Below are 26,269 nucleotides of genomic sequence, written 5' to 3' on the forward strand. Positions count from 1 at the left end.
CTTTTATTTCTTTAGCCTGAACATCAACACGTCATGGGATTTCAATATAGCGTTGAGATTCTTTTCCGTCGTGCCTTCCTGCTTGCCTGTCCATACATTATACAGGGCGTAGTCGGCATTCTTCTCCAATGCATAATGAAAAATAGCGTCAACCACCGGTGTTTGTTTCCAGTTGAAGGTAACCGGCCTATCATGACTGCTCCGGTTTACAAAACAAACGGCCCAATCCCCCTGTTGCAGCGGTTTAAACCATACCTGCAAACTATCTTTATCGGCATATTTAAATCCCTGGATGCCCAGTGGATCCTGGTCAATAGCAATAATATTTCTATTGGTAAGGATCGCCTTGGTTTGTGGCGTCATTTTCCGGATATCGTTGCCTGCCATGAGCGGAGCAGCCATCATGGCCCAAAGCGAGAAGTGCGTTTTATCTTCTTGGTAAGTCATGCCGTTGCCTACTTCCAGCATATCGGGATCGTTCCAATGATCTGGACCAGCGTATTTGCGTAGGGTATCCTGCAAGTCTGCAATGCGCATCACGCTTAACGCGTCCCAGGTACCCTGGTTATGTACAGAGTCGAACACCTGGTAGATGTCTTCTGTAGTGCGCCATAGCTGTCCCACCGGCTCCCCCCATTGCCAGGGCTTGTTCACGCCCCATTCACACAAACTGAATATCATGGGATGCCCCGCTTTACGTAGCGCCCTGCTCATAGTGGTATAGGCTTCCTTCGCATTGATACCGTTTGTATTGCACCAGTCGAATTTCAGGTAGTCGATATTCCATGCGGCATAGTTTCGGGCGTCCTGGTATTCATATCCCCTCGTGCCCGGATATTTGGCACAGGTAAGCGTACCGGCGCAGTTATACAGGCCAAATTTTAACCCCTTCGCATGTACGTAATCTACCACTACTTTGAGGCCGTGCGGGAATTTTACCGGGTCAGGAATGAGGTTGCCGAGGCTGTCTCTTTCCATAGCCATCCAGCCATCATCCAGTACCAGGTAGTGGTATCCCGCATCTTTCATACCGGAGGACACCAAGGCGTCTGCTATCTCCATAATCATTTTTTCATTGATAGCTGTCTGGAAGGTATTCCAGCTATTCCAGCCCATAGGCGGTGTAGGCGCCAATCCCTCAAACTTTTGTGCCGAAGCATTATTGGCTACCAGCAACACCAGTATCCAAAACATTAATCTCTTCATAACGCTTAAAAATATTCAGTCATTACAGTTATTCATTGCTTTTTCCCTGACAGAACAGCCCAGGAAGGCTTCCGGGCCTATCCCCAGATATTTGGGGCCATCGTTTACATTGACCACCCTGGCAGACATAAAATCGAGGTACCAGTTCATCCACGGAAATATATAATGATACATTTCCGCCGCATGCACTACGAGGCCGTCACCCGCCTTGTGAGGCAATTGCAGGCCCTTATCCTGGTAAAAGTTTTCGCCCACGGTGTGCAGCCATTCATGTACCCATACGCCGGGGTCATTATTCTTGTAATAATTGATCCGGTCGGCGAGACTGGTGCCTGCGTCAAATTTTACAGTAACATAGCCGGTCTTCATGCTTTCCTTAAGCGGGTTAGTCCATGCCAGGCCGAAGTAGCCGCTTTTAAAACTGCAGGCGCCCTCGCTTTCCCGCCAGAAAACAAACAGGCAATCGTAGGCGCCGGATTGTATATCGGGCATCAGATCCGCAATGGTGGAAGGATCTACAGTATACCAGTTATTGGCGCCGCGCGTCAGCATCACCGGCGCAGTGATATCTTTGCGTGTTACTTCCCAGTGGATGGTGCCGTAAGCATATTTTTCGAAATGCTGCTGCAGGCTCCACTGGAAGAAATCGTATCCCTGATCCAGCTCCGCTTTTGAAAAATGGGTACTGCAATCGCCTGTGGCGGAGGTACCGCTGGTTTCATTTACACCTATCCAGAGTGCTTTCCATACTTTAGGAACCGGCTTATCGGCAGTGGTAAAACTTAGTGTGCCCGTTGCCGTTATATTTACTTCTTTGCGGAGATACTGGAAGGCATTTTGCAGCGCCACACCGATTACATGTTTGCCGGCAGTAACGGCAATATTGCCGGGGGTGGTAATGCCGGTGTATGCACCGTCCAGGTATATATAGCCAGCTTCCGGTGCTGATATGGCCACCTGGATTTTTCCATCGGGTTTATCACCACCGGCGGGGATGCTGCTTTTTTTGCATGCACCCACCACCGCCAGCAGTAATACTAACGTCCATTGTGTTTTCATTTTTGAGGGGTTATTAATTATATCCGGGGTTCTGTGGCAAATTGGTTCTCCTGATTTCTTCCCTGGGAATAGGCAAAAGATAATGTTGAGATTTAAATACCCTGTCCTGTACCTTTATGTAGGTATATGTTTTAGATCCGTCAGGATTCTTAACAATCTTTACGCCACCCAGCGGCGTATTTTCTGTTACGTCGGCTATCTTCCAACGGCGTACATCGTAATAACGCTGGCCTTCCAGGCACAACTCCACGCGGCGTTCGTTCTGTATTTTGGCCAGCAGTGCGGCGCCTGTTAAGCTGCCTGGCAGGTTATTTACAATACCGGCACGATGCCTGAGCAGGTCGAGATACTGCCGTGACACCGCTTCATGTCCCAGGTTAAACTCTGCCTCTGCATAGTTTAAATAGATTTCTGCCAGCCGGGAAATGATCCAAAATTTGTTGGTTTGAGTTTCTACATTGAAATTAAAAGTAGTGTCCTGGTACTTTCTAAAGCTATACCTTGTCATGCTGGCATTCCAGGTATCCCATCCCTGTTGGGAGTCGAGACCGCCTTCATACATTTCAGCAATATTGCTGTGCCCTGCCGCGTAGCGGTCTTTGAAAAAATCAGGTTTGCCGTAAGGTTTTCCATCAAAAATAATGTCACTATAAAAACGGGGATCCCTGTTAGCATAGGGCTGTTGCGGATTATATCCTGAGCTGGCATCTGTGATATCCTTTCCATCGGCAGTACCAAAAGCATCTACCAGGTTCTGGCTGGGCGCGAAAGATGACCAGCCGTGGAAACCACAGGGAGCAAGGAACATTTCTACACCCTGGAAAGCATTCCACTGGTATTGTTTATTACCCTGGCGAGCCATGAGTATTTCTGAGTTCCAGGTGGTGAAGATATTTTCATAACCGCCGGTGTATAATTGATATCCTGGCAGGTCAATCACCGCCTTGGCGGCATCAGATGCTAGTTGCCATTTCTGCTTATCATTGGATGGATTCCACAGCGGGCTGGCAGCGTACAGCAGGGCTTTCGATTTGAGCGCGAGCGCAGCGGCTTTGGTAGCGCGTCCCAGCTCGGCGGCGCCAGAGCTATAACCTACTGGCAACACCGCAGCGGCAGCATCGCATTCTGCCACAATAAAAGCCACGCATTCATCGAAGGTGCTGCGGGACGCCTGGAAATTACTGTTCAGGTCAAAAGGTTTTTTTACCAGCGGTACACCACCGTAGTCGCTAATCAGTTTGAAATAGGCATAGGCACGCAGATAGATAATTTCCGCTTTTAGCCGGGCACGCACCGCATCATCACCGGGTACGCCATCTATTTTAGACAGGAAGAGATTACAATCCTGTATCCTTTTATAGGTATCGCTCCAGATATCGAAATTGCCCAGGTTATCGGGTGTTAAAGAGCCGGAGTTCATAATGGAAGCATTGTAGTCATCAAACTTATTAAATGCTTCATCGGTTGCCGAAGAAAGCGCCCAGGTGCGGTTGGTAAGGTTATCCCAGTAGTGACCGGGGTTAGGTAACACCGTATATTGAAAATCAGCAAATGCCTCGGCCAACTTCAGGTCTTTCCACACCGACTGGTCAGAAAATGAATCCAGGGGCACTTTATCCAGCACATTTTTCTGACAGGCCATTAGCAGGAAGGTGGTCATTAATGCGGTTCCTATTTTCCAGTATATTCTTTTCACAATAATTAAATTTAAATGTCCATAAATATGATAAAATGGATTACAGGCCTATGCTGATACCTGCACGATAGATCCTGGTCTGTGGATAATTGATACCGGTAATGTTGTTCGTTTCCGGGTCACGGTTAAACTTCTTCATTTTGTCGATGGAGAAGAGGTTGAACCCACTCACAAACACGCGGATATTTTCAATACCGATGCGACCATATAAATTTTTAGGGACGATATAAGAAAGCTGGGCTGATTTCAGGCGGATGAAAGATGCATCTGCCAGCCAGAAATCAGCATACACGGAGTTACGCGGATCTTTTGAGTTAAATGCTCTTGGATAGATGGCATTGCTGTTATCTGGTGTCCAACGGCCATCATACAGCCATTGTGGAGGCGCTACCACAGAGCCTTGCATCTGAGGTAGGATCATTTGTTTGGCTTCAGTTTGACCAGCCCATACCAGGTCGAGTGCCAGTCCTTTATATTCCGCACCCATCGTAATACCGAAAACAATTTTTGGATAGGCAGATTCAGGAATCCTCACCTGGTCATCGTAAGTAATGAGGCCATCATTATTTTTATCTACCAACCAAAGATCACCTGGCTTAGCGCCTGCCATATGCGGTGATTTATCTACTTCTTCCTGTGTATGATAAATTCCTTTAGTTTGGAATACTACCCATGAATCGATAGGCAGCCCGGTTGATTTCTGGTAATCCGGGATATTGGGGGCTTCATCGCGGAACAACACTTTGCTTTTAGCATACGTGAAGTTAAAGCCTACATTGTACTTAACGGCCCTGGCTTTGCCGTTGTAGTTCACGATAAAATCGAAGCCCCTGTTCAGCGTTCTGCCGATATTTTCTGCCGGCAGGGTCAATCCTGTATACAATGGTACAGAAGCATTCCGGGGCGCGAGAATATCTTTACGCAGGTTGTGGAAATAATCCGCGGTTACGCTCAATTGATTATTGAAGAATACGGCATCCACACCTAAGTTCCTGGTATCCTGTTTTTCCCAGGTAATGTTGGTATTGGGAATAGAAGCCAGATATAGTGCAGTGGCCTCTGAATAATTGGGACCGAAGTAAGTATAATATTCTTTAGGATAGGAAGAGAAGTCAGACGACATATTGCTCACCAGTGAATACCTGGCCAGGTACATATACTTAGACACCGCATCGCTACCCATTACGCCCCAGGAAGCACGCAACTTCAGGTTATCCACAAATCTTACGTTATCCTTGAAAAACGGCTCTTCTGAAATGCGCCAACCAAGGGACACAGAAGGGAACATACCCCATCGTTTATTTCCGGGGAAATTAAAGGAACCGTTGTAACGGCCAACCACTTCAGCCAGGTATTTATCTGCATAACTATAAGATACCCTGCCGAGGTAGCTTTCGCGTCCATCCTGGCTTGCGCTGCCGGTAGCCACCTGGTCTACCGCACTACCGGTAAAAAGTTGGTCCAGCTGATCACTTACCAGGTTTTTGCGGTAAGCATAGGTCATCCGGTAGTTGGAAACGGTTTGCTCATATCCTGCGAAAGCATTGATGCTGTGCTTACCGAAAGTTCTGTCGAATGCCACTTTATAGAAGTAAGTGTTTTCGTTGTAAGATCTTTCATCCTGCGACAGGCTGAGAATAGCCGTGCTGGTCTTCTGGTTGTTGTAGGTGTTGGTGGATAAGCTATAGGTATATGCATCCCAGGGGCGGGTGAAATTCTTTTCACTTCTCTGGTGATAATCGAATGCGGCATAACCGCTCACAGATAAACCTTTCAGGATAGCGGGTAGCTGCCAGTCAAATCCGATCTTAGGTTGTACGAAGAGATCTGTTACGTTATCATAGCCCGGCGCAGATGACATCATCAGGTAAGGGTTACGTCCGTTTGAAATACCGGCGGAAGGTAAACCGTTGGTCCAGTGCACAGGGATAAAAGGATACATGCTCACGGTTTCATGTAAAATGCTACCGGCAGAAATAGCGGGGTATTTCCTTTCTTCCTTCCTCGCAGCGATATCGAAGGTGAGTTTTAAATTTTTGGATACAGAAGCATCAATATTGGAGCGTAAGTTGTAGTTCTTGAAATTTTCATCACTGTTGCTCCAGTTGCTTTGTTGCGACAGGTATTGGCCGGAAATAAAGAACTTCACGGCATCACTGCCGCCTCTTACAGAAATGCTGTGATTGGTTTGTGGCGCGTTTTTGCGGAACACTGCTTTCTGCCAATCCGTGCTGGTATAATTGGGATCGTTTCCTGCTTTGTATTTATCTATATCTGCCTGTGTATAGGGCAGTGTATTACCCTGGTAACCATTCAGCTCATTATAATAAGTCATATACTGCCAGGAGTTAACGCGGTGTTCCATCCTGGTCAGCTGCTGGATATCGTAAGAGCCTTCGTAGGAAATAACTGGCTTCCCTGCTTTTCCGCGTTTGGTAGTAATAAGGATAGCGCCGTTGGCAGAACGTACGCCATAAATGGCTGCAGACGCATCTTTCAGGACAGTAACACTTTCAATATCATTGGGATTAATCCTGTCGATGTTCCGGTCGGGAATACCATCTACGATAATCAAAGGATCTACCCCGCCGCTAAAAGAATTAAATCCTCTCACGTATACGGAGGAATAGTCATCGCCCGGGCGGCCAGAACGGTTGTTGGCAATAACACCGGGAATATGCCCGGCGAAGGCATTGGTTACGTTGGCGGTAGGCACCCTGGCGATTTCTTCTCCTTTCATGGTAGCTACAGATCCAACGAGCGTGGTTTTCTTTTGCGTACCGTAGCCCACTACCACCACTTCCTGCTGTTGGCTCACCAACCTTTTCAATATAACGGTAACGAATACACTCTTTCCGATAGTCACTTCCTGTCTTTCCATACCAATGAAGGAAAACACCAGGATACCGGAGGAGGCATCGGGCATATTGATCTGGAATTCACCATTTTCTTTGGTAACGATACCGATGGAAGTTCCTTTCACCTGCACGGTTACACCTACGAGAGGGGTGCCATCTTCACCGGTTACCCGTCCTCTTACGGTTGTTACTACAGCAGGCTGGCGTTCAGCCACAGCAGCATTTCCTCCCGATGAAAGCTTCCGGACAACAATTGTTTTGTCGATAATTTCATAGGTAATAGATGTGTGTTTAAAACATTGTTTCAACACTTCCTCTACGTTGGCATGGTTTACTTCGAGATCAACATTGCCGGTATGTTCCAGCAGGCTATTATTGTAAACAAAATTATACCCTCCCTGCCGGCTGATTTCTTTAAATACAGTGCTGAGAGGGGCATTCTTCAGTGAAAGTGTGATAGTCTGTGCATTCGTAGCGGCACCCGCCTGTATAATGAATGCCAGGATCAGAAACGTGGTCAGCTTCATTGTCAATCTGGTTTTGGCCCACAATCCCTTTTGAGGTCGTTGCTGTGCGACATAGCAGCCATTCAAAAAAGTGGAATTACAAAGAACATTTTGCATACTTTTGTTAAGGTTTGGATGTAAACAATTGTCAGTCCCGAAATGGTTGTATAGTTGTACTGATCCAACAATCCACCGGGCAGTGCCGCAAACACTACCCGGTTTTTCGTTGCATCAATTTCTTGGTTGATCTGAATGTTGGTCTTACTTTCTTACGATAACTTTTCTTCCATTGATCACAAAATGAACACCGCCGCTGATTTCCATGAACTGCAATAATTTTGATAATGGAACATTCCTGGATATTTCCATACTATAGGAATCAGCAATTTTATCTTCAAATATTATATCTACATCATACCAACGGGCTATTTGCCGCATAATCGTTTCCAGTCCCATGTTGTTATAGGAAAACTTGCCCTCTTTCCAGGCCATCAGTGTTTCTATGTCAGCATGCGGTACTATCCTGATATCCTCTTTTACCAGCGCCTGCTGGCCAGGAGTCATCAACACATTTTTTCCGCGGTGAAACACCATCACCTTGCCTTCCAGCAAAACAGTACTGCTGGCTGTTTCATCGGCATAAGCATTCACATTGAAATGGGTTCCCAGTACTTTCACTTCCATTTCTTGTGTTACCACTTTAAACGGCTGGTTTTCTTTCCTGGCTACTTCAAAATAAGCTTCCCCGGTTACTTCCACCACACGTTCCTTACCGGTAAAGCTGGTAGGGAAATGTAGAGAAGAGGCCGCATTCAGCCATACTTTAGTTCCATCTGGCAGTACGATCTGGTATTGGCCGCCACGCGGTGTACTCACCGTATTATATACTACATCTGCTCCTGTACGATTACTGGTTTGATAGGCGAGCTGACCGTTATTCAATTTCATTACAGCAGCTGCACCTTGCTGGGTAAGGGTCCCCCTGGCTGCACTGTCCAATTCAATATGACTACCATCTGTAAGCGTAAGAATGGCCTTATTACTTCCGGGCAATACGTCTGCTTTAGCAACCTGGTTGATTATAGTACCACGATGAGCAGCGGGCTTCCTGATTAAATAGGTAGCTGTTCCTGCCAGCAAGATGATCATGGCGGCTGCAGCTGCCTTCCATATACGGGTATGTCTTTTAATGAGTGGCTGGCTGCTTTCCTCTTCAGTGAATACGGCTTCCTCTTTACCTGTTTTCCGGAGAATATCCTGGAAAAGCTGGTCCTTCCGGGATTTATCTGTCTGCCCCGTAAACGTCCCACTTTCCAATGCTTCTTCAATTACCGACAACAGGTCTTCCGAGTGCCCGTTTTCACGCAGGTGGTCAATTAATGCCCGCAAATCTTCCACAGGCAAGGCATTATTAAGGTGCTGCTGCAACAGTTCTCTCAGATGTTGACTATCCATTGTAAAGCAAAAAGGTGAACGTTACTATAAAGACACCTGGAAAAAGCGGAGGTATGAGTGGAAATCAAAAAAAATTTTCAGCTGGCAAAAAAGGTGGCTTGTGCAAAAAAGCACATAAGCAATATTTCCAGTATGCTGTAGTGACGGAGGTAATCGCGGATCACGTGCAATGCCTTGTTCATATGGCTTTTCACCGTGTGCCGGGAAATGTGGAGGGTCGCCGCAATTTCTTCCTGGCTCATGCCGTGGTAACGGCTTAATGAATAAATAGTACGTTGTTGTTGGGAGAGATGTTCAACGGCGCCAGCCACCTGTTTTTCCAGCTCATGGCAGAGCAGGTGCTTATCCGGGGCATCGGAGGAAACAATTGTATCTTCGGCATAATCCAGTAAATGATGGGTAAATGCCGTTGTCTTTATTCTTTTCCTGAAAACATTATAGATATGATTACGCGCAATGGTAAACAGGTATCCTTCAAAATTTTCAACACCTGCCAGCTTTTCCCGTTTCAGCCACAACTTCACAAACACATCCTGGGCCATCTCTTCGGCCATATTCTCTGATTTGGTAAGCGCCAGGGCTACCCCGTACACCGTATCCCAGTATTGGTCAAAGAGTACCCGGAAGGCTGCTTCATCACCCTCTGCCACCTTTTTAAAAATGGACGCTTCATCGTATAGCCGGACAACTGACAAAAAATCTTTTTAGTGGAAACAGTTAGATAAGTAATCGTTTTGGTTGCTGTGCTAAGGAGTTAAATGTATAGATAAATCGAAGGCCGGTATTTGCAAAAATTAGCCGTTTATCATCAGATATTAACTGTACCTGTTTCGCAGTGGCTGAAGAAAGGGCAATAAAAAGGACTGACCTTCCAGGTCAGCCCTTGCCATAAATATTATTATAAGTTGACTATTTTATTTCGCCTACCATGTGTGCGGGAACTACCCACTCATCAAATTCAGCAGGGGTTACATACCCCAGCTTCACTGCCATTTCTTTGAGGGTAGTGCCCTCCTTGTGTGCTTTCTGCGCAATTTCAGCTGCTTTGTAGTAGCCGATTTTGGTGTTGAGTGCAGTTACCAGCATCAGGGAATTTTGCACATGTTTTTGGATATTGGCTTCAATAGGCTCAATACCTTCTGCGCACTTATCGTTGAAGCTTACGCAGCCATCACCAATCAGGCGGGCAGAATGCAGGAAGTTAAAGATCATTACCGGCTTGAACACGTTCAGCTCGAAGTGGCCGTTAGCGCCGCCTACGCTAATCGCTACATCGTTACCCATTACCTGTGCAGCAATCATAGTGAGGGCTTCGCACTGGGTAGGGTTTACTTTACCTGGCATGATAGAAGATCCCGGCTCGTTGTCGGGGATATGTATTTCACCGATACCGGCACGTGGCCCGGAGCTCAGCATACGGATATCGTTAGCGATCTTCATTAAGCTCACTGCTACTGTTTTCAAGGCGCCATGTGCTTCTACGATAGCATCGTGTGCAGCCAGAGCCTCGAATTTATTTTCAGCAGTTACGAAAGGCAGACCGGTTAAACGGGCAATATTCTTTGCCACATTTTCTGAATAGCCTTTAGGCGTATTGATACCGGTACCTACGGCAGTACCACCCAGGGCCAGTTCGCTCAGGTGGGGCAGCGCGTTATTGATAGCTTTCAGACCATGCGTCAGCTGGGCTACATAACCGCTGATTTCCTGTCCGAGTGTAAGTGGGGTAGCATCCATAAAGTGGGTGCGACCAATTTTCACGATATGTTTAAAGGCTTCTGCTTTTTTAGCGAGGGTGTCGCGCAGCTTGGTGATACCCGGGATGGTTACTTCCTGCAGCATTTTATAAGCCGCAATGTGCATGGCAGTAGGGAAGGTATCATTAGAGGACTGCGATTTGTTCACGTCGTCATTAGGGTGAACGAATTTATCCTTATCTGTCAGCTGACCGCCGTGAAGCACGTGTGCGCGATAAGCCACTACTTCGTTTACGTTCATGTTAGACTGGGTACCGGAGCCTGTTTGCCAAACTACCAGTGGAAATTCGTTATCCAGTTTACCTTCCAGGATTTCATCGCATACCTGGCCAATCAGGTCACTTTTTTCCTTTGGCAGTACGCCTGCTTCCAGGTTGGTGATCGCTGCGGCTTTCTTCAGGTAAGCAAATGCCTTAATGATTTCTTTCGGCATTTTGTTGATATCCTGCGCGATCTTGAAATTTTCAATGGAGCGCTGAGTTTGGGCGCCATAATAGGCATTTACAGGCACTTTTACCTCGCCCATTGTGTCTTTCTCTATTCTGAATTCCATGACTTAAACTTTTAAGGGTACAAAAGTACGGCTTTAAGGATAGGGCAGCAAGCTATTCCCCCTTAAAATTCGGCTGTCTTTTCTGGATAAAGGCGGCCGCGCCTTCTTCCAGGTCTTTGGTGGCAAAGCAGGCCCCGAATTCCTTCAGTTCAAGTTCAAAACCGTCCACGTCTTTATCCAGTGCTGCATTGGCGCATTTGATCACCCGAGCAATGGCCAGTGGCGCTTTGGTTTGTATTTTCAGTAAGATGGTTTTGGCTTTTGGTAACAGTTCTTCGGGCTTCAGCACGTGGTTTACGAGCCCCCAGGACAGTGCTTCGGTAGCGGTAATCATGTCGCCGGTCATCATCAGCTCCATGGCTTTGCCTTTGCCAATCAGCTCTGTAAGCCGTTGGGTGCCTCCGTAGCCGGGGATCAGTCCGAGATTCACCTCTGGCTGGCCAAATTTGGCATTTTCACTGGCCAGGCGGAAATGACAGGCCATGGCCAGCTCACAACCACCGCCCAAGGCAAAACCATTTACCGCGGCAATGATGGGTTTTGGACAGGATTCTATCCGTTTAAAAATCACATGACCTTTTTTTGCCAATTCTTCTCCCTGCTTGCTCGACAGGGTAAGGAATTCGCTGATATCTGCACCGGCTACGAAAGCCTTTTCGCCAGCGCCGGTGATAATAGCTCCTTTGATGGTCTTGTCGCCATATATTTCATCTACCGCCAATGCCAGGTCAGCCAACACCTGCTGGTTGAGGGCATTCATTTTCTCCGGGCGATTAATCGTAATGGTCAGGATATTCTGCTCTATGGCTGTGCTTAACGTCTGATACATGGGCCGTATTTTTAGTTTATCAATATTAAGCAATATTTGACAACCTAATGAATCAGCCCGATGGCAGTCTCCAGTTGCTTGTCCTGACCGAGATCCAGCGCCGCTTTATCATATTTCACTTCTACATCGGGGGAGAATCCTATCCCTTCATAAATTTTCCCATCCCTATATTTCAGCATCAGGGAAGAAGTATATACAAGGTTAATATAGTCTGTAGAGAACTGACCTCCATTAAAAAATAGGTTACCGGTGAGCGGACCATTGGCGCCCCAGGTGCGTTCTCCCACAAAATGTCCGTTAGGCAGGGACTTCACTGCCATGGTCGTCATCTCTGCCATACTTACGGACCAGGCATCTGCCAGCATCACAATAGGTGCAGTAATATTGCGGGCTCCTGTTTGCGGCGTTACAAACGCAGGCGCCCAGGGAGAATAGTCCAGGCGGCCATTTCCTTGTTTGGAACGGGTATAGCCAAAGTCCAGCTGCTTATCGATCATCCTGCCCAGCAGGAAATTGAGATCTTCCAAAGATCCACCACCATTACCTCGCACATCAATAATGATTCCTTTGATATTAGCAGTATTCTGTAGTTTATCAAAGAAGTACTGTTCCACCCTTTTTACACCATTCGCCGTATCCGTTTTATACAACTGCTTCAGAGCAAATCCACTGAAGAAAAAATACAGGATATTTTGCTGGATAGTTCCCGATACTGCCACATACTGGTCTTTGCCATCCACAGTATTCGTAAATCCTCTGATAGCGCCTCCCCGGTCAAGATATTTGCGTGGAATGGTATCGTAGAAATGAAAAATACTGATAGGGTCGTGGTAATCAGGGCTGGCCAGCTTCCGCTGGTATGCAGGATTGATGCTGAAAGAATCAGCCAGCCAGGTATCATTGAATGAAAGATCGTAGTGAGAGTCTACCAACCCAGCCGTCATCTGTTTGAAATAGGTATATCCTTTTCTTACATCATTAGAATCGTTTAGGTTGAGTTTTGCAAAAAGGGGTTTGTATTGTTTATATACGTTATCCCAGTTTACGGTATCAATATCCCAGAACACATAGTTATTATTCATACCGTTCCAATATGAATCAAATACTTCGCTGAAGTTGGCTGATATGGTATTACGGGGATCATTGATTTCTGGCATTTCTTTGCGGCATGCAACTCCGGTGAGGAACACCAGGCTTAAAATAATATATTTATTAAGATGTCTCATCTTATCAGTATTACAAGTGAATGAAATTATTCGGCAGTGACCAGCTCGGGATGGAAAATGTTTTTGAGATTAAACAGACATCCCGCCTGGATTACGTAGGTATCGTTGTAACGCGGTATCTGGTTGATCATATAGTTTTTCTGTTGATCGGTTAGCCCATAATAATATCTGCCCTCCACAAAAATGCGGTAGCGCTGATGCAACAGGTATTCAACGCCAGCGCCTGCCAATAGGCCAAATTCTATACGGCTGTCACGACGGCTATCGAAGCTGTACTTCTCATTATAATTGTAAGCCTTCGCGTACTGGAAGTAGTCATAGGTTTGCTGATTATCCGGGATGTCTGGCCCTTCATCAAAAACATTGGCCATGGCTCCCTTAATGCGGCCACTGGCCCAATAGGCGCCATATCCGCCCAGGTTCATAAACCCTTTCAGCTTATCGCCGCCAAAAGAGAAATGCGCCATCACAGGCAGCTGGATATAACTATTGGTATTTTTTTGATAAATGCCTGCAAAGAAATGATCCCTTTCCTGCTCGTAATTCTTCTGAATGTAACCCGGATCCGCTTCTACAGCCAGCCAATTGTTGAAGTGATATTGTAAGGGGATGCTCACCGTAAATCCGCTTAAAGCATCATATTTTGTATAAGCCCTGTAACCGGTGCTGGTATGCAGGTAATTTTTATTATATCCTCCGGAAACGCCTATCTCAAATTGGGCTTGGGCATAACTGGCACACAGGAATAGTAACGTGCTAACAAGGAATAGACTTCGTTTCATATGGTTCCATTTTGGGTGATATCGGACTCTCTTCAAAAGAAAAACCGGAACTAATTCAATTAGTTCCGGTTATTAAAAATAACGCATTAATGTCTTAATAGTTTACCTCAAACTCTGCTTTGCCACTTTTCATCTTCATATAGTGTGATTTTCTCTTTACTTTAAAATAATTCACCCCGCTAAAGTTATATCCCAGGGTCACAAATACCAGGTTGGCTTCTAGGTTTTTATAGGGATAGATGCTGTTACCCGTTGCCTTATCTTTTGTTTTAAAGTCCTGGTTAAAGAAATTCTGCGGATAATACTGCACTTTTAAGCCGAAACCCGGGCTGACACGGAAGCCTGCAAAAACAGAAGGCATCAGGAGTGGCGTACGGTCGCTGAACCATTCGTTGAATTTATGCACCTTCTTACCGTCTATAAATTCTTTTTCCTTATAGTTAAAGGCCAGGTCAATTTCGCCGCCGGCAAAGAAGAAGAAGCTACCGCCGGTTACATCTCCGATCTTAAATCCCAGTGGAACGCCTAAGGTATACACCCGCTGCTTCAGCTTCAGGGAATCGCTAGGTTTGGAAATCAACCCGATATTCTTAATGTTGATACCGGTGAAGAAGCCCAGGTTTTTGGATACGTCCTTGTTAAAATTGGTACCTACGTTGAAAAAGAGGGTAAAGCGGGGAATATTCCGCATATGTTCCCCATTTTCCTTCATGGATGCAAAGGATAACAGGGCGCCTTCCCCACCACGGGTTACGTATATCCCTTCCCGGTGCTTAGGGTATTTACCAAAAATCAGAGAGAAGGTGGTAAAAGTCGTTTTTTCGGTACTATCAACGGCCGGGCTACTGGCCGAATCTTTTTTCTCCTGGGCAAAAACACTACCTCCTATCAGCAACAGTACCAAGAATAGCGGGAGTAACTTACATTTCATAATACGGGTTGTGGTTTTTTAGATTTATGTGGAATACCTTAAAGACGACCCGGTATAAAAAATGTTACGATGGTCCCGAAAAAATTTTAAAAATTTCTGTGAGCGGCTACCCATTGGGTGATGTACTCGGAAATATCTTTAGTATTGGTACCCGGGGGAAACAGTTTACCTACCCCCATCTCCTGTAAAGTTTCCATGTCGGCATCAGGGATAATGCCGCCACCGGTCAACAGTACATCGTTCAGCCCTTTTTCCTTCATTTCAGCGATGATTTTGGGGAATACCGTCATATGAGCACCGGAAAGGATACTCACCCCGATAGCGTCCACATCTTCCTGGAGGGCGGCATTGACCACCATCTCCGGGGTTTGCCGCAGACCGGTGTAAATCACCTCCATACCGGCATCCCGCAGTGCCGCGGCAATCACTTTTGCGCCACGATCATGACCATCCAGGCCCACTTTGGCTACCAATACACGAACAGGACGATTTAACGGGTTGACCATACCTATTTTTTTATTAAGGTCGTAAATGTAACGAAAAACCAGAAAAGGGTAAGCTTTCCGCTTTTTCGTACATTTGCCCTCCAAGATAAAATCATTATGAGCGAAGAAAGATCCCTCAATTTTATAGAACAAATTGTAGAAGACGACATTGCCAACGGCGTAAACGGAGGCCGCGTACTCACGCGCTTCCCACCAGAGCCCAATGGATACCTCCATATCGGGCACGCCAAATCTATTGTGTTGAACTTTGGCTTGGCCCAGAAATACAATGGGAAAACCAATCTCCGCTTTGACGATACCAACCCGGTCACAGAAGATACCGAGTATGTGGATTCTATTAAGGAAGATATACGCTGGCTGGGGTTTGAATGGGATAAAGAACTGTATGCCTCCGATTATTTCGAGCAACTCTACGCCTTTGCCGTAAAAATGATCGAAAAAGGACTGGCCTATGTAGAAGATGCTACCGCTGCCGAAATAGCCGCTGCCAAAGGAACACCTACCATACCCGGTACGCCAACCCCTTCCAGAAACCGGTCTGTAGCCGAAAACCTCGACCTGTTTGAACGGATGCGCAAAGGCGAATTCAAAGATGGGGAGAAAACCCTCCGGGCCAAGTTAGACCTGGCCGCGCCTAACATGCACATGCGCGATCCCCTGATGTACCGCATTAAACATGCCCATCACCACCGTACCGGCGACAAATGGTGCATCTACCCGATGTACGACTTCGCCCACGGCCAGAGTGATAGCATTGAAAATATTACCCATTCCATCTGTACCCTGGAATTCATACCACATCGCCCGTTATACGATTGGTTCATCCAGGAACTGGACATCTTCCCCAGTCGCCAGTACGAGTTTGCCCGCTTAAACCTCAACTACACGGTGATGAGCAAACGAAAACTGAAAATGCTGGTAACGGAAGGGCATGTACGTGGCTGGGATGATCCCCGCATGCCTACCATCAGCGGCCTGCGCCGCCGGGGTTATACCCCTTCCAGCATACGCATGCTCTGCGAAAGGGTAGGTGTACAAAAGCGCGACAACATCATCGAACTTGGACTGCTGGAGTTCTGTATCCGTGAGGAGCTGAACAAAACCGCCAACCGCGTGATGGCAGTACTGGATCCGGTAAAACTGGTGATCACCAACTATCCCGAAGGGCAGGTAGAAGAAATGGTGGCCGACAACAACCCGGAAGATGAAACCGCCGGCAGCCGAGTGCTCCATTTCAGTAACACTCTGTATATTGAAAGGGAAGACTTCATGGAAGAACCACCCAAGAAATTTTTCCGCCTGGGCCCCGGCCTCATGGTGCGCCTGAAGAATGCCTATATCATTAAAGGAGAAAGCGTGGAAAAAGATGCCAACGGAAATATTACCACCATCTACGCCACCTACCTGCCGGAAAGCAGAAGCGGCGGTGACCACAGCGGCCTGACCGTAAAAGGCACCATCCACTGGGTGAGTGCAACACATGCTGCTACCGCCGAAGTACGTGTATACGATCGCCTGTTCAATGTGGAAAACCCCGCAGCAGAAGAAGGCGACCTCGCTTCCCTCATCAATCCGGATTCGTTAACGGTAATCAAAGAAGCGTTCGTAGAACCCGGTCTGCTGAAAGCCAAACCCGGCGAACGTTTCCAGTTCCTCCGCAAAGGCTATTTCGCCGTAGACCCGGATAGTACGCCGGAAAAGGTAGTGTTCAACAGAACCGTTACCCTGAAAGACGCCTGGGCGAAAGAGAGTAAAAAAGGTTAATCTTTTTTTGAAGAGTATGGGAGGTCGGACTGTTACAGTCCGGCCTTTTTTTGTGTATATTTAGTATGTAATTTTATTGATAATAAATCCATTCTTTATGGCAAAAACAAAAGTAAAAACCAATATCGAAACAGTTAACCTGGATGCGGAACTAATGGAAGAAGCCATGAAACTTAGCAAAGGAAAAACTACGGTAGAAGTGATTAATGAAGCATTGAGAAAATATATTATTGGCTTCAAAAATCGCGAATTGCTGGATATGAAAGGGAAAATCTATTGGGATGGAGACTTAAATGAAATGAGAGGCGCATGAACGATCCATTAATTTTCGACTCATCGGTTTGGATTGATTATGCAAAAAAAAGAGAGTCACCGCAGACCAAACTGTTAACCTATTACTTGGAGAATGAGCTAGAGACACCGTTGGTACCGACTGTAATACAAGAGTTCTTACAAGGTATTAGAGAAGATGCCCAACACCAGAAAATAAAAAGCGCCATTCGGTGGTATACAAGGCTTGAGCTCTCTCCAATAGCTGCCGCTATTGGAGCTTCTGATTTATTTCGGTCTCTGCGTAAGAAAGGACTTACCATCCGCAAAAGTCATGATTGCAAAATTGCTTTTTATGCCATTTGCTTTGACCTGGAATTAGTCCACAACGACAGCGACTTCGACCTCATCAGCACCCATTCTCCCCTAAAAATCTGGAAAAACAACAAAGGCTAAACGATGTTACATCATTTAGCCTTTGTCTATATTCAACTTCTAACATCGCTATTTAAACGCTTCCAACCCTTTGGCAATCCTGTTGCGCGTTTCCGCTACCCCCAAGGTGGCTACGATATCAAAAACAGGAGGACCAAACTTACCGCCGGTCAGCATAATGCGGAAAGGCAGCTGTACATCTCCCATCTTTAAATTCTTTTCTGTAGCCAGCGCTTTGAAAGCCGCTTCCAGCTCCGCTGCAGGGGCAGCGCCCAACGTTTCCAGCTGTGCAGACCAGGCCGTAAAGAAGGCTTCTTTATCGGCATTCCATTTTGGTTTTACCGCGGCTTCATCATAAGTGGCGGGACTTTGGAAGAAGAAAAACCCGTGTTCCCAGATATCATTTACAAAGTAACAACGTTCCTTTACCAGGCCGGCTACGGTAGCTACATAGGCAGGAGCGGCGGGGATACCCTTTTCTGCCAGCACGGGCTGGAAGAGCGCTGCCAGGCTATCGTTATCCTTATGATGAATATATTGGTGATTAAACCATTTGGCTTTTTCGTAATCGAATTTGGCGCCGGCTTTATGCACGCGCTCCATAGAAAATTTCTCGATCAGTTCTGCTAAAGAGAAGATTTCCTGTTCGGTACCATCGTTCCAACCCAGCATGGCCAGCATGTTGATGAAAGCTTCCGGCAGGAAGCCTCTTTCACGGAACCCGGTAGTAAGATCGCCAGTCTTAGGATCCGTCCAGTTCATCGCATATACGGGGAAGCCTAAACGATCGCCATCGCGCTTGCTGAGTTTCCCGTTTCCATCTGGTTTCAGGATCAGTGGAAGGTGCGCCCATTGGGGCATATCAGCTTCCCAACCCAGGTATTTCCAGAGCAGGAGATGTACAGGCGCTGATGGCAGCCATTCCTCTCCGCGAAAAGCGTGTGTGATCTTCATCAGGTAGTCGTCTACCACCACGGCGAGGTGATAGGTAGGCATACCATCTGCTTTCAGCAATACTTTATCATCTACCTGGGAGGTATTAAAGGTAACCGCGCCACGTACCATATCTGTGAAGGTAATTTCTTCATTGACAGGCATATTAATACGGATCACATGCGGTGTATTTTTCGCCAATAGTTCCTGTACTTCTGCGTCGGGCAAGGTGAGCGAGTTGCGCATTTTCTGCCTTACCTGGTGGTTGTACTGCGGAGAGGGATTTTCCGGGGTTTTGAGCCGTTCGCGCATGCTTTCCAGCTCTTCCGGTGTATCAAAAGCGTAGTAAGCATGTCCGGATTGCACCAGCTTTTCCGCATATTGGCGATATAAAGGCTTACGCTCACTCTGCCTGTAAGGACCGTAAGGACCACCCAAGGCGGGACTTTCATCCGGCGTAAGTCCGCACCAGCTCAAGCATTCGCTGATGTACTCTTCCGCTCCCGGCACGTAGCGGGTTTGATCTGTATCTTCAATACGCAGCACAAATTCGCCTTTATGCTGCTTAGCAAATAAATAGTTGAACAATACAGTGCGTACACCTCCAAGATGTAAGCCCCCAGTAGGACTGGGTGCAAAACGCACTCTTACTTTTTTGTGATCCATAGGCCGCAAAGATAAGGATTTCGTGGTAAGCGATCCGGGAATAGTATAGGGATGGGGCAGCAAAAATTAAAATTTTTTAATCCTCCGCCCCGCTGCACGACATTGAGTATATTGCGGGATCAATAAGCTTAACGCAAAAAAGCTCAAGGCTGTATGTTCTATCTTACTAAAACGCCTGGTATCCTTAAAGCCTTATACAAAAGCTGCGTCTGGAATATGTCGCCCGCTGGCAACAAAGTATACCTCACCTTTGATGATGGTCCGCATCCGGAGGCTACTCCGTTTGTATTGCAACAACTGGCCAAATACAATGCAAAAGCCACTTTCTTCTGCATTGGTAAAAATGTGGTGGAATATCCATCTATTTATCAGCAGATCCTGGAAGCGGGGCATACCACTGGTAATCATACCCACAATCATCTGAATGGGTGGAAAACCAATACCCAGCAATACCTGGAAAATACGCTGGAAGCGGCAAAATATATCGCCTCCCCTTTATTCCGCCCGCCTTATGGCAGGATTACGCCCTTCCAGGTCCGGCAGATTCGGCAAAAAATACCGGGAGCAAAAATCGTTATGTGGGATCTCTTGAGCGGAGATTTTGATACGATGATCAATGGAGAAGCCTGTGTACAAAACGTGGTATTTAAATTACAACCAGGGTCTATCGTGGTTTTTCACGACAGTACCAAGGCCTGGGATCGCCTGGAATATGCACTGCCGCGGGTATTAGAGTTTTGCAAAAAACAAAAATTTGAAGTCGCTGCCATTCCGGTTAACTGAGCAGAAAGCATAAAGCACAAAGCTATTGTAGCGAATGACCTTTGCGGATGTAAATCGCATTGATCATTCGCTACAATAGCTTTGTGCTTTATGCCTTCTGCTTTAAGCTTACAATTTAATTGCCTTGGTTTTATCACCTACCGTAATGATAGCGTCATTATCGCATTTTCCATCTCCGTAATCCAGTATGCCAGTAATTTTATTGAACACTATCTGCAATTTACCTTTGCTGATATATTGGCAATCCCATCTTTTAATGAGTGCTTCTACCGTGGTAAATGTAGCGGGCACGCCTACCAATGGTCCTTTTTCATAAGTAATGCTGGCATTACCTTCAATGCTGTATACGTCATCAGAAGGATTTACCAGGGCGCCTACCGGGTCAACACCGGCTATTTGCTTAACCGTTTTATGACTGATATAATCAATGATCACGCTGTCTGATAAGCCAATTCTGCCCCTGGTGAGGTCGGTGGTATACTGTATACCCTTCACATTATCGTAGGTAACACCGCTGATGGCCAGGCGGCCACTGATGGAAATACCATTGCGTTTATAAGTACTATCTGTTTCTATCACAGTCGTAGCGCCGGCATTAAATAAAGGGCCATTGAAAATGATATTGATCTTGCCGCTGCGATACACGCCAAACCGGTCGAGGCAGGAGGTGCCATAGTCGACAACCACCCGTTTAGGCCAGGTGGTACCGGTACCATCTAACAGTTCCAGCGAAGGACAACCAGGCGCATCTGCATTTGCGGTGCTGCCTGGAGTAGCCTGACGGGCGCCCGCTTTATCTAATCCCTGCAACACGGCAGCTTTGGCTGTTTCATCAAATAAATCGGCGTACATAGATGCGGCAACCGTCTCATGTTGTGTCACGGTCAGGGTGTTGTTATCCGTTTGGTTATTGGGAGCCGTATCGGTAGTGACCTGTTTTTTGCAGGCGAAGAAAACGGTGGCTATAGCCACTCCGGTGATGGTCCACGCCAGCACACGATTTGTACTGAAATAGCTTTTCATAGTTTAGGTTTTATTAGCAAATAGCTTTTTCGGTATTTACCTTTGTAGGATAAAGATATTGCTTAAATATTAAAGAAATTACAAATTCGATAAAATAATTATTATGCTTTGGATAGATACCCACACACACCTGTATTCGGAAGAATTTGAAGCGGACCGGGAGGCCATGGTGGCGCGGGCCATAGCAGCGGGAGTTGATAAACTTTTTTTACCCAACATAGATGAAAGCTCCATTATCGGCATGCTTGACCTGGAAGCCCGGTACCCCGACCATATATATGCTATGATGGGGATACATCCCTGTTATGTTAAAGAAGCGGTAGATGAGCAACTGGACTTGGTAAGGGCGTGGCTGCAACAGCGTTCTTTTAAAGCCATCGGGGAAATAGGGCTGGACTTTTATTGGGATAAATCACTGTTAACACAGCAGTACCACGCATTCCAGGAGCAGTTGATCCTGGCCAGAGAATATGCGCTACCCGTATCTATTCACAGCAGGGAAGCCACACGGGAATGTATCAACGAAGTAAAGGCTTTACAGGATGGCCGCCTGAGCGGCGTATTCCACTGCTTTTCCGGCACCCTGGAAGAAGCCAGGGAAATCATTGATCTGGGCTTTTACCTGGGCATCGGTGGTGTAGTTACCTTCAAAAAGTCAGGTCTGGATAAATTACTGGAAGAGATAGACCTGGCGCATATTGTACTGGAAACAGATGCTCCCTACCTGGCGCCGGTTCCGTACCGGGGCAAACGTAATGAAAGTGCCTACCTCCCGCTGGCAGGCGAAAAGGTGGCAGATATAAAAAATCTAAAAATAGCCGATGTAGCAGCCATAACAAGCAGCAATGCCCGGAAATTATTCAAAATGCTCTAACTGTTTAGTGAATACCTTTGCAGGCAATGGCTACTAGCACAATGAGCAAAATATTGATTATTTACACGGGTGGTACAGTGGGTATGATCTACGATGATAAAACCAAAGCACTGCGCCCAATCGGCTTCAACGAAATAAGGAATAATTTACCGGAGCTTTACCGTATGGGCATTGACTTTTATGTGTATGCATTTAATCCGCCTATAGATTCATCAGATATGCAGCCGGAGATATGGGTGGAACTGGCCAGCATCATCGAGGACCGATACGATCGTTACGACGGTTTTGTTATTCTGCATGGTTCCGATACAATGGCCTTTACCGCATCTGCCCTGAGCTTTATGCTGGAAAACCTGTCGAAGCCTGTTATCTTAACAGGGTCGCAGTTGCCCATCGGAAAGATACGTACCGATGCCAAGGAAAATATTATCACAGCCATGGAAATAGCCTGCAGCAGGCATAATGGCACCACCGTATCCATGGTACCGGAGGTATGTATCTACTTCGACTTCTCTTTATTCAGAGGTAATCGTTCCAAGAAATATAATGCGGAAAAGTTCGAAGCGTTTTATACGATGAACTACCCGCAGCTGGCTGAAGCAGGCATCGACATTAAGTTTAAGCACCAGTTTATTTTACCGCCACCAGTACAACCGCTGAAAGTACACAAAGAGCTGGAAACAAATATCACGGTACTGAAACTGTTTCCTGGCATTACCAGGAAGGCAGTAGAAGCCACTTTAGGTGTTCCCGGCCTGAAAGGAGTAATCATGGAAACCTTTGGTAGCGGCAATACCAGCACCCAGTCGTGGTTCATAGAAAGCATTAAAAAGGTTATTGACAACGGCGCCATTGTAGTGGATATCACGCAATGCGACGGTGGTTCCGTGGAACTGGGCAAATATGAAACGAGCCAGCACCTGATGGAGATAGGCGTGGTGAGCGGGCATGATATGACCTTTGAAGCAGCAGTCACCAAACTGATGTTTGTATTGGGTCAGGGACTACCGCTGGCAGAAACAAAGACGATGATAGAAACGTCGCTTCGCGGTGAGTTAACACCGATTGAAGTGTATTAAAATATTGATAAGCAGTGATCAACGGGAAGCATTTTTTTGCTTCCCGTTTTTTTGTCTTGAATATTTGCGGTAAATTTAGCTATCACCAATTTCACATTTCCCCGATTTCTATTCACCACAAAATTTCATCTATGACAGTTTCCTTATCACAGAAATGTATCGCTGAATTCTTCGGCACCTTCGTGCTGGTATTTATGGGTTGCGGTAGTGCGGTGCTGGCTGGCGCCCACGTAGGTTTTCTGGGTATTGCTTTTGCGTTTGGGTTGTCGGTAGTGGTCATGGCATATGCCATCGGGCATATTTCCGGTTGCCATCTGAACCCGGCGATTACGATTTCGCTGGCGTCTACCGGTAAGATCTCCGGTAAAGATGCAGGTGCTTACATTGTGTCCCAGATAATAGGGGCGATCGTAGCTTCTGCAGTGTTGTATTTTATTGCCCAGGGAAAAGCCGACTATTCGCTGGCTGCCAATGGGCTGGGCGCCAATGGCGTGGATCAGGGATCTCCCGATCATTACTCACTTATGAGTGGTTTGGTAGCCGAAATTGTACTCACCACAATTTTCCTGGTAGTAGTACATGGCAGCACCAGTAAAAACAGTCAAACCGGCAAATTCGCAGGATTGGCTATTGGCCTGTGTTTGACCTTGATTCACATTGTGGGTATCCCGGTAACAGGCGTATCTGTAAATCCTGCCCGTAGTATCGGTCCCGCTATTTTTGTAGGTGGCCCCGCCTTATCCAATCTCTGGGTATTTATAGTAGGTCCTATTGTAGGAGGACTGCTCGGAGCCGGCATCTGGAAGCTGTATGACAAAAATTAAAATTTTCTTTGAAATATAAACTAAAGGATTATCTTTGCAACCCTGAATTGGAAAATCAACCCTTCCATTAATTCAGAAAGATAATCACGGAGAAGTGCAGGAGTGGTTGAACTGGCACGCCTGGAAAGTGTGTATAGGTGAAAGCCTATCAAGGGTTCGAATCCCTTCTTCTCCGCTATAAGGGTCCTCATCAGAGGGCCCTTTTTTTGTCCCCATTATCATCCTACTTTACCGCTATTCTTTATTTGAATTACATAACTTTGTTTTATGAATAGGAAAGAAAGCATTGCTGAATTTTACTCCCGGCACGGGCAACAATATTCCCAGGCCGGACAATTCAATATCTACCGGCGGGAAGAATTTGCCTGTGATGCTACATCTCTACCTACCAATCGGAGGGATTTCTATAAAATATCACTGGTGCTGGAAGGCGAAGGCATTATTTCGCTGGCAGACAAATCTATCCGGGTAAAGGGAAATACCCTTTCTTTTATGAACCCGCTGATTCCCTATTCCTGGGAGCCAACTACGGATAATCAAACGGGCTATTTTTGCCTTTTTACGGAAGATTTTGTCAATTTTAATCTTAAAAACGATAGTCTTTCCCAATCACCACTATTTAAAGTAGGTGGTCATCATATCTTTTTATTGTCGGATGAAAGTGCCAGGCAGCTGAGTAGCATCTTCGAAAACATGCTCCGCGAGATCCAGTCAGACTATGCCAACAAGTATGATTTGTTAAGAAGCTATGTGCAGATCCTCATGCACGAAGCGATGAAAATTCAGCCGCCCGATACCTTTTACCAGCCAGTGAATGCAGCTGAACGTATTAGCGGCTTATTCCTGGAATTGTTAGAACGGCAGTTCCCTATAGATTCTCCACACCAGGTATTGAAGCTTAAAAATGCCAATGAGTTTGCTGCTCAATTGAACGTACATACCAATCACCTGAACCGTGCCCTGAAAGAAACAATCGGAAAAACCACCACCGAATGGATTGCAGCACGTATACAGAAAGAAGCGAAGGCCTTGCTACGGTACAGTAGCTGGGACATAGGAGAAATAGGTTACTCGCTTGGATTTGAACATGCCTCCAATTTCATTATCTTCTTCAAAAAACAAAGTGGTGTTACCCCATTACAATTCAGGAAGGAAATTGGTTTCAACAATCACCAACAAATGCCGGAAGCCGTTTAAAACACCATACCCCTGAAAGTGCCAATTCATAATAATTCGTTTGAATAGCATAACTTTTTCCTCCCTGCGCTATGGACCTTTGTGTCATCATCAATTAATAAATTTATGGCACAAGAAAATTTAAAAGGAAAAGTTGCGCTGGTTACCGGCGGTACAACAGGAATAGGTTTGGCAGCGGCCAAATTGTATCTCCAAAATGGCGCCAGCGTAGTCATTGCCGGGCGCAGGCAGGAGCAGGGAGAACTGGCCGTTGCCTCACTCCGAGAAATAAGCCCCAATATTACTTTCATACAAACTGATGTTTCCAATAGCGCAGAGGTGCAACACCTGATCAACGAAACAGTACGTATTTATGGCCAATTAGACATCGCCTTTAATAATGCCGGTATCGAAGGTTTTTTTGCGCTGGCTCATGAAATGCCTGATGGCGCATTTGATGAGGTGTTCGACATTAATGTAAAAGGAGTATGGTTATGCTGTAAATACGAAATAGCCCAATTCCAAAAACAAGGTACCGGTGGGGTGATCGTTAACACCTCTTCCTGGCTGGCGCGTGGTGCATTTGCCGGTTCAAGCCTTTATTCGGCAAGTAAGGCGGCATTGGATGGTATGATCCGGGCCCTGGCGGTAGAAACAGCCGCCGCAGGTATTCGGGTGAACAATATTCAGCCGGGCTATATTCAAACCCCCATGTTTGATCGCTTTTTTACCAGTGAAGATGCAAAAGATCCCTTGAAAAAGCATGCACCTATTGGCCGTTTTGCAAGTCCTGCTGAGGTAGCTGAACTGGTGCTTTGGCTGAGCAGCGCTGCCGCCTCTTTTGTAACAGGGGAAAGTATACTGGTAGACGGAGGTTTAGCCATCGGTGGACAGCGGCAATAATAAAAAAGTGATGTTTTGAAAACTAATAGGATACTTACCTGGGTATCCTATTTTTATTTTAATAACCCAATCTCCTTTTCTAATTTACTACTTTATAATCAATTAATTAAACATTAAATACATACCGCTTTCATAAAAGGCCTTCCCCATTAGCTTTTTTCCTTTAACAAAAAAA

23 protein-coding genes and 1 tRNA gene are annotated in these 26,269 nt (G+C 46.2%); 10 read left to right on the forward strand and 14 right to left on the reverse strand.

Annotated elements, in window-relative coordinates; translation table 11 throughout:
- Positions 1-3 precede the first annotated feature (3 nt).
- The 12 genes from HGH90_RS17535 to HGH90_RS17590 form a co-directional block, all read right to left on the reverse strand.
- Positions 4-1,206 carry a glycoside hydrolase family 27 protein gene (locus tag HGH90_RS17535; protein ID WP_168766710.1) on the reverse strand — a complete coding sequence of 401 codons (1,203 nt, stop codon included), beginning with the start codon at positions 1,204-1,206 and terminating at the stop codon, positions 4-6.
- Positions 1,207-1,221: 15 nt separating this feature from the next.
- Entirely contained in the window at positions 1,222-2,265 is a 1,044-nt protein-coding gene (locus HGH90_RS17540) for a PEGA domain-containing protein (protein WP_169191648.1), read from the reverse strand.
- Positions 2,266-2,278: 13 nt separating this feature from the next.
- A complete protein-coding gene (locus HGH90_RS17545; RefSeq protein ID WP_168766708.1) occupies positions 2,279-3,961 on the reverse strand; it encodes a RagB/SusD family nutrient uptake outer membrane protein in 1,683 nt (560 codons plus the stop codon).
- A gap of 40 nt (positions 3,962-4,001) precedes the next feature.
- A complete protein-coding gene (locus tag HGH90_RS17550) occupies positions 4,002-7,346 on the reverse strand; it encodes a SusC/RagA family TonB-linked outer membrane protein (RefSeq protein ID WP_168766707.1) in 3,345 nt (1,114 codons plus the stop codon).
- 240 nt (positions 7,347-7,586) lie between these two features.
- The gene (locus tag HGH90_RS17555) at positions 7,587-8,780 is read right to left on the reverse strand and encodes a FecR family protein (RefSeq protein ID WP_168766706.1); all 1,194 of its coding nucleotides are present in this window, start codon (positions 8,778-8,780) and stop codon (positions 7,587-7,589) included.
- A gap of 77 nt (positions 8,781-8,857) precedes the next feature.
- A complete protein-coding gene (locus tag HGH90_RS17560) occupies positions 8,858-9,475 on the reverse strand; it encodes an RNA polymerase sigma factor (RefSeq protein WP_168766705.1) in 618 nt (205 codons plus the stop codon).
- Positions 9,476-9,689: 214 nt separating this feature from the next.
- Positions 9,690-11,090 carry a class II fumarate hydratase gene (gene fumC, locus HGH90_RS17565; RefSeq protein WP_168766704.1) on the reverse strand — a complete coding sequence of 467 codons (1,401 nt, stop codon included), beginning with the start codon at positions 11,088-11,090 and terminating at the stop codon, positions 9,690-9,692.
- A gap of 52 nt (positions 11,091-11,142) precedes the next feature.
- Complete coding sequence (locus HGH90_RS17570) at positions 11,143-11,919, reverse strand: enoyl-CoA hydratase/isomerase family protein (protein WP_168766703.1); 777 nt, start codon at positions 11,917-11,919, stop codon at positions 11,143-11,145.
- A 44-nt stretch (positions 11,920-11,963) separates the two neighbouring features.
- Positions 11,964-13,145 carry a S41 family peptidase gene (locus HGH90_RS17575; protein ID WP_168766702.1) on the reverse strand — a complete coding sequence of 394 codons (1,182 nt, stop codon included), beginning with the start codon at positions 13,143-13,145 and terminating at the stop codon, positions 11,964-11,966.
- A gap of 26 nt (positions 13,146-13,171) precedes the next feature.
- The gene (locus HGH90_RS17580) at positions 13,172-13,927 is read right to left on the reverse strand and encodes a porin family protein (RefSeq protein ID WP_169191649.1); all 756 of its coding nucleotides are present in this window, start codon (positions 13,925-13,927) and stop codon (positions 13,172-13,174) included.
- A 94-nt stretch (positions 13,928-14,021) separates the two neighbouring features.
- Positions 14,022-14,858 carry a hypothetical protein gene (locus HGH90_RS17585; RefSeq protein WP_168766700.1) on the reverse strand — a complete coding sequence of 279 codons (837 nt, stop codon included), beginning with the start codon at positions 14,856-14,858 and terminating at the stop codon, positions 14,022-14,024.
- A gap of 86 nt (positions 14,859-14,944) precedes the next feature.
- The gene (locus tag HGH90_RS17590; protein WP_168738702.1) at positions 14,945-15,364 is read right to left on the reverse strand and encodes a cobalamin B12-binding domain-containing protein; all 420 of its coding nucleotides are present in this window, start codon (positions 15,362-15,364) and stop codon (positions 14,945-14,947) included.
- A 96-nt stretch (positions 15,365-15,460) separates the two neighbouring features.
- Here HGH90_RS17590 and HGH90_RS17595 point away from each other — a divergent pair, with 96 nt between their 5' ends.
- The 3 genes from HGH90_RS17595 (at position 15,461) to HGH90_RS17605 (ending at position 17,854) form a co-directional block, all read left to right on the forward strand.
- Positions 15,461-17,128: a glutamine--tRNA ligase/YqeY domain fusion protein gene (locus HGH90_RS17595; RefSeq protein WP_211093098.1), complete on the forward strand. Its 1,668-nt coding sequence runs from the start codon at positions 15,461-15,463 to the stop codon at positions 17,126-17,128.
- A 97-nt stretch (positions 17,129-17,225) separates the two neighbouring features.
- Positions 17,226-17,441 carry a type II toxin-antitoxin system VapB family antitoxin gene (locus tag HGH90_RS17600; RefSeq protein ID WP_168766699.1) on the forward strand — a complete coding sequence of 72 codons (216 nt, stop codon included), beginning with the start codon at positions 17,226-17,228 and terminating at the stop codon, positions 17,439-17,441.
- On the forward strand, positions 17,438-17,854 hold the full coding sequence (locus tag HGH90_RS17605) for a PIN domain nuclease (RefSeq protein WP_169191650.1): 417 nt from the start codon (positions 17,438-17,440) through the stop codon (positions 17,852-17,854). The genes HGH90_RS17600 and HGH90_RS17605 overlap by 4 nt, the downstream gene beginning before the upstream one ends.
- Before the next feature lie 48 nt (positions 17,855-17,902).
- On the opposite strand, the gene gltX is transcribed toward HGH90_RS17605, so the two are convergent.
- The gene (gltX, locus tag HGH90_RS17610) at positions 17,903-19,432 is read right to left on the reverse strand and encodes a glutamate--tRNA ligase (protein ID WP_168766697.1); all 1,530 of its coding nucleotides are present in this window, start codon (positions 19,430-19,432) and stop codon (positions 17,903-17,905) included.
- Positions 19,433-19,585: 153 nt separating this feature from the next.
- On the opposite strand from gltX, the gene HGH90_RS17615 reads away from it, so the two are divergent.
- A complete protein-coding gene (locus HGH90_RS17615) occupies positions 19,586-20,215 on the forward strand; it encodes a polysaccharide deacetylase family protein (RefSeq protein WP_168766696.1) in 630 nt (209 codons plus the stop codon).
- A gap of 108 nt (positions 20,216-20,323) precedes the next feature.
- Here the strand turns inward: HGH90_RS17615 and HGH90_RS17620 are convergent, their stop codons facing one another.
- Positions 20,324-21,238: a hypothetical protein gene (locus HGH90_RS17620; RefSeq protein WP_168766695.1), complete on the reverse strand. Its 915-nt coding sequence runs from the start codon at positions 21,236-21,238 to the stop codon at positions 20,324-20,326.
- 103 nt (positions 21,239-21,341) lie between these two features.
- Between HGH90_RS17620 and HGH90_RS17625 the strand changes: the two genes are divergently transcribed.
- From HGH90_RS17625 to HGH90_RS17650, 6 genes are all read left to right on the forward strand, one after another.
- Entirely contained in the window at positions 21,342-22,112 is a 771-nt protein-coding gene (locus HGH90_RS17625) for a TatD family hydrolase (RefSeq protein WP_168766694.1), read from the forward strand.
- Between the two features lie 26 nt (positions 22,113-22,138).
- Entirely contained in the window at positions 22,139-23,191 is a 1,053-nt protein-coding gene (locus tag HGH90_RS17630) for an asparaginase (protein ID WP_247680017.1), read from the forward strand.
- A gap of 131 nt (positions 23,192-23,322) precedes the next feature.
- Positions 23,323-24,015, forward strand: a complete 693-nt coding sequence (gene aqpZ / locus HGH90_RS17635) for an aquaporin Z (protein WP_168766693.1) — start codon at positions 23,323-23,325, stop codon at positions 24,013-24,015.
- Between the two features lie 88 nt (positions 24,016-24,103).
- Positions 24,104-24,190, forward strand: a tRNA-Ser gene (locus HGH90_RS17640).
- A 92-nt stretch (positions 24,191-24,282) separates the two neighbouring features.
- Positions 24,283-25,212 (forward strand): AraC family transcriptional regulator, encoded by a 930-nt coding sequence (locus tag HGH90_RS17645; protein WP_168766692.1) that lies wholly within the window; start codon positions 24,283-24,285, stop codon positions 25,210-25,212.
- A 105-nt stretch (positions 25,213-25,317) separates the two neighbouring features.
- The gene (locus HGH90_RS17650; RefSeq protein ID WP_168766691.1) at positions 25,318-26,094 is read left to right on the forward strand and encodes an SDR family NAD(P)-dependent oxidoreductase; all 777 of its coding nucleotides are present in this window, start codon (positions 25,318-25,320) and stop codon (positions 26,092-26,094) included.
- The last annotated feature ends 175 nt before the right edge of the window (positions 26,095-26,269 follow it).

It is taken from the genome of Chitinophaga sp. Ak27 (assembly GCF_012726295.1).
Taxonomy (GTDB): Bacteria; Bacteroidota; Bacteroidia; order Chitinophagales; family Chitinophagaceae; genus Chitinophaga.

Bases quoted from the DNA above. Each gene is read 5' to 3' on its own strand.
- HGH90_RS17645 (WP_168766692.1), top strand. From the start codon at position 24,283: ATGAATAGGAAAGAAAGCATTGCTGAATTTTACTCCCGGCACGGGCAA.
- HGH90_RS17595 (WP_211093098.1), top strand. From the start codon at position 15,461: ATGAGCGAAGAAAGATCCCTCAATTTTATAGAACAAATTGTAGAAGAC.
- HGH90_RS17590 (WP_168738702.1), bottom strand. From the start codon at position 15,364: ATGGTCAACCCGTTAAATCGTCCTGTTCGTGTATTGGTAGCCAAAGTG.
- HGH90_RS17540 (WP_169191648.1), bottom strand. From the start codon at position 2,265: ATGAAAACACAATGGACGTTAGTATTACTGCTGGCGGTGGTGGGTGCA.
- HGH90_RS17625 (WP_168766694.1), top strand. From the start codon at position 21,342: ATGCTTTGGATAGATACCCACACACACCTGTATTCGGAAGAATTTGAA.
- HGH90_RS17550 (WP_168766707.1), bottom strand. From the start codon at position 7,346: ATGAAGCTGACCACGTTTCTGATCCTGGCATTCATTATACAGGCGGGT.
- HGH90_RS17575 (WP_168766702.1), bottom strand. From the start codon at position 13,145: ATGAGACATCTTAATAAATATATTATTTTAAGCCTGGTGTTCCTCACC.
- HGH90_RS17535 (WP_168766710.1), bottom strand. From the start codon at position 1,206: ATGAAGAGATTAATGTTTTGGATACTGGTGTTGCTGGTAGCCAATAAT.
- HGH90_RS17600 (WP_168766699.1), top strand. From the start codon at position 17,226: ATGGCAAAAACAAAAGTAAAAACCAATATCGAAACAGTTAACCTGGAT.
- gltX (WP_168766697.1), bottom strand. From the start codon at position 19,432: ATGGATCACAAAAAAGTAAGAGTGCGTTTTGCACCCAGTCCTACTGGG.
- HGH90_RS17570 (WP_168766703.1), bottom strand. From the start codon at position 11,919: ATGTATCAGACGTTAAGCACAGCCATAGAGCAGAATATCCTGACCATT.
- HGH90_RS17605 (WP_169191650.1), top strand. From the start codon at position 17,438: ATGAACGATCCATTAATTTTCGACTCATCGGTTTGGATTGATTATGCA.
- HGH90_RS17555 (WP_168766706.1), bottom strand. From the start codon at position 8,780: ATGGATAGTCAACATCTGAGAGAACTGTTGCAGCAGCACCTTAATAAT.
- HGH90_RS17585 (WP_168766700.1), bottom strand. From the start codon at position 14,858: ATGAAATGTAAGTTACTCCCGCTATTCTTGGTACTGTTGCTGATAGGA.
- HGH90_RS17620 (WP_168766695.1), bottom strand. From the start codon at position 21,238: ATGAAAAGCTATTTCAGTACAAATCGTGTGCTGGCGTGGACCATCACC.
- HGH90_RS17650 (WP_168766691.1), top strand. From the start codon at position 25,318: ATGGCACAAGAAAATTTAAAAGGAAAAGTTGCGCTGGTTACCGGCGGT.
- HGH90_RS17580 (WP_169191649.1), bottom strand. From the start codon at position 13,927: ATGAAACGAAGTCTATTCCTTGTTAGCACGTTACTATTCCTGTGTGCC.
- aqpZ (WP_168766693.1), top strand. From the start codon at position 23,323: ATGACAGTTTCCTTATCACAGAAATGTATCGCTGAATTCTTCGGCACC.
- HGH90_RS17615 (WP_168766696.1), top strand. From the start codon at position 19,586: ATGTTCTATCTTACTAAAACGCCTGGTATCCTTAAAGCCTTATACAAA.
- fumC (WP_168766704.1), bottom strand. From the start codon at position 11,090: ATGGAATTCAGAATAGAGAAAGACACAATGGGCGAGGTAAAAGTGCCT.
- HGH90_RS17630 (WP_247680017.1), top strand. From the start codon at position 22,139: ATGGCTACTAGCACAATGAGCAAAATATTGATTATTTACACGGGTGGT.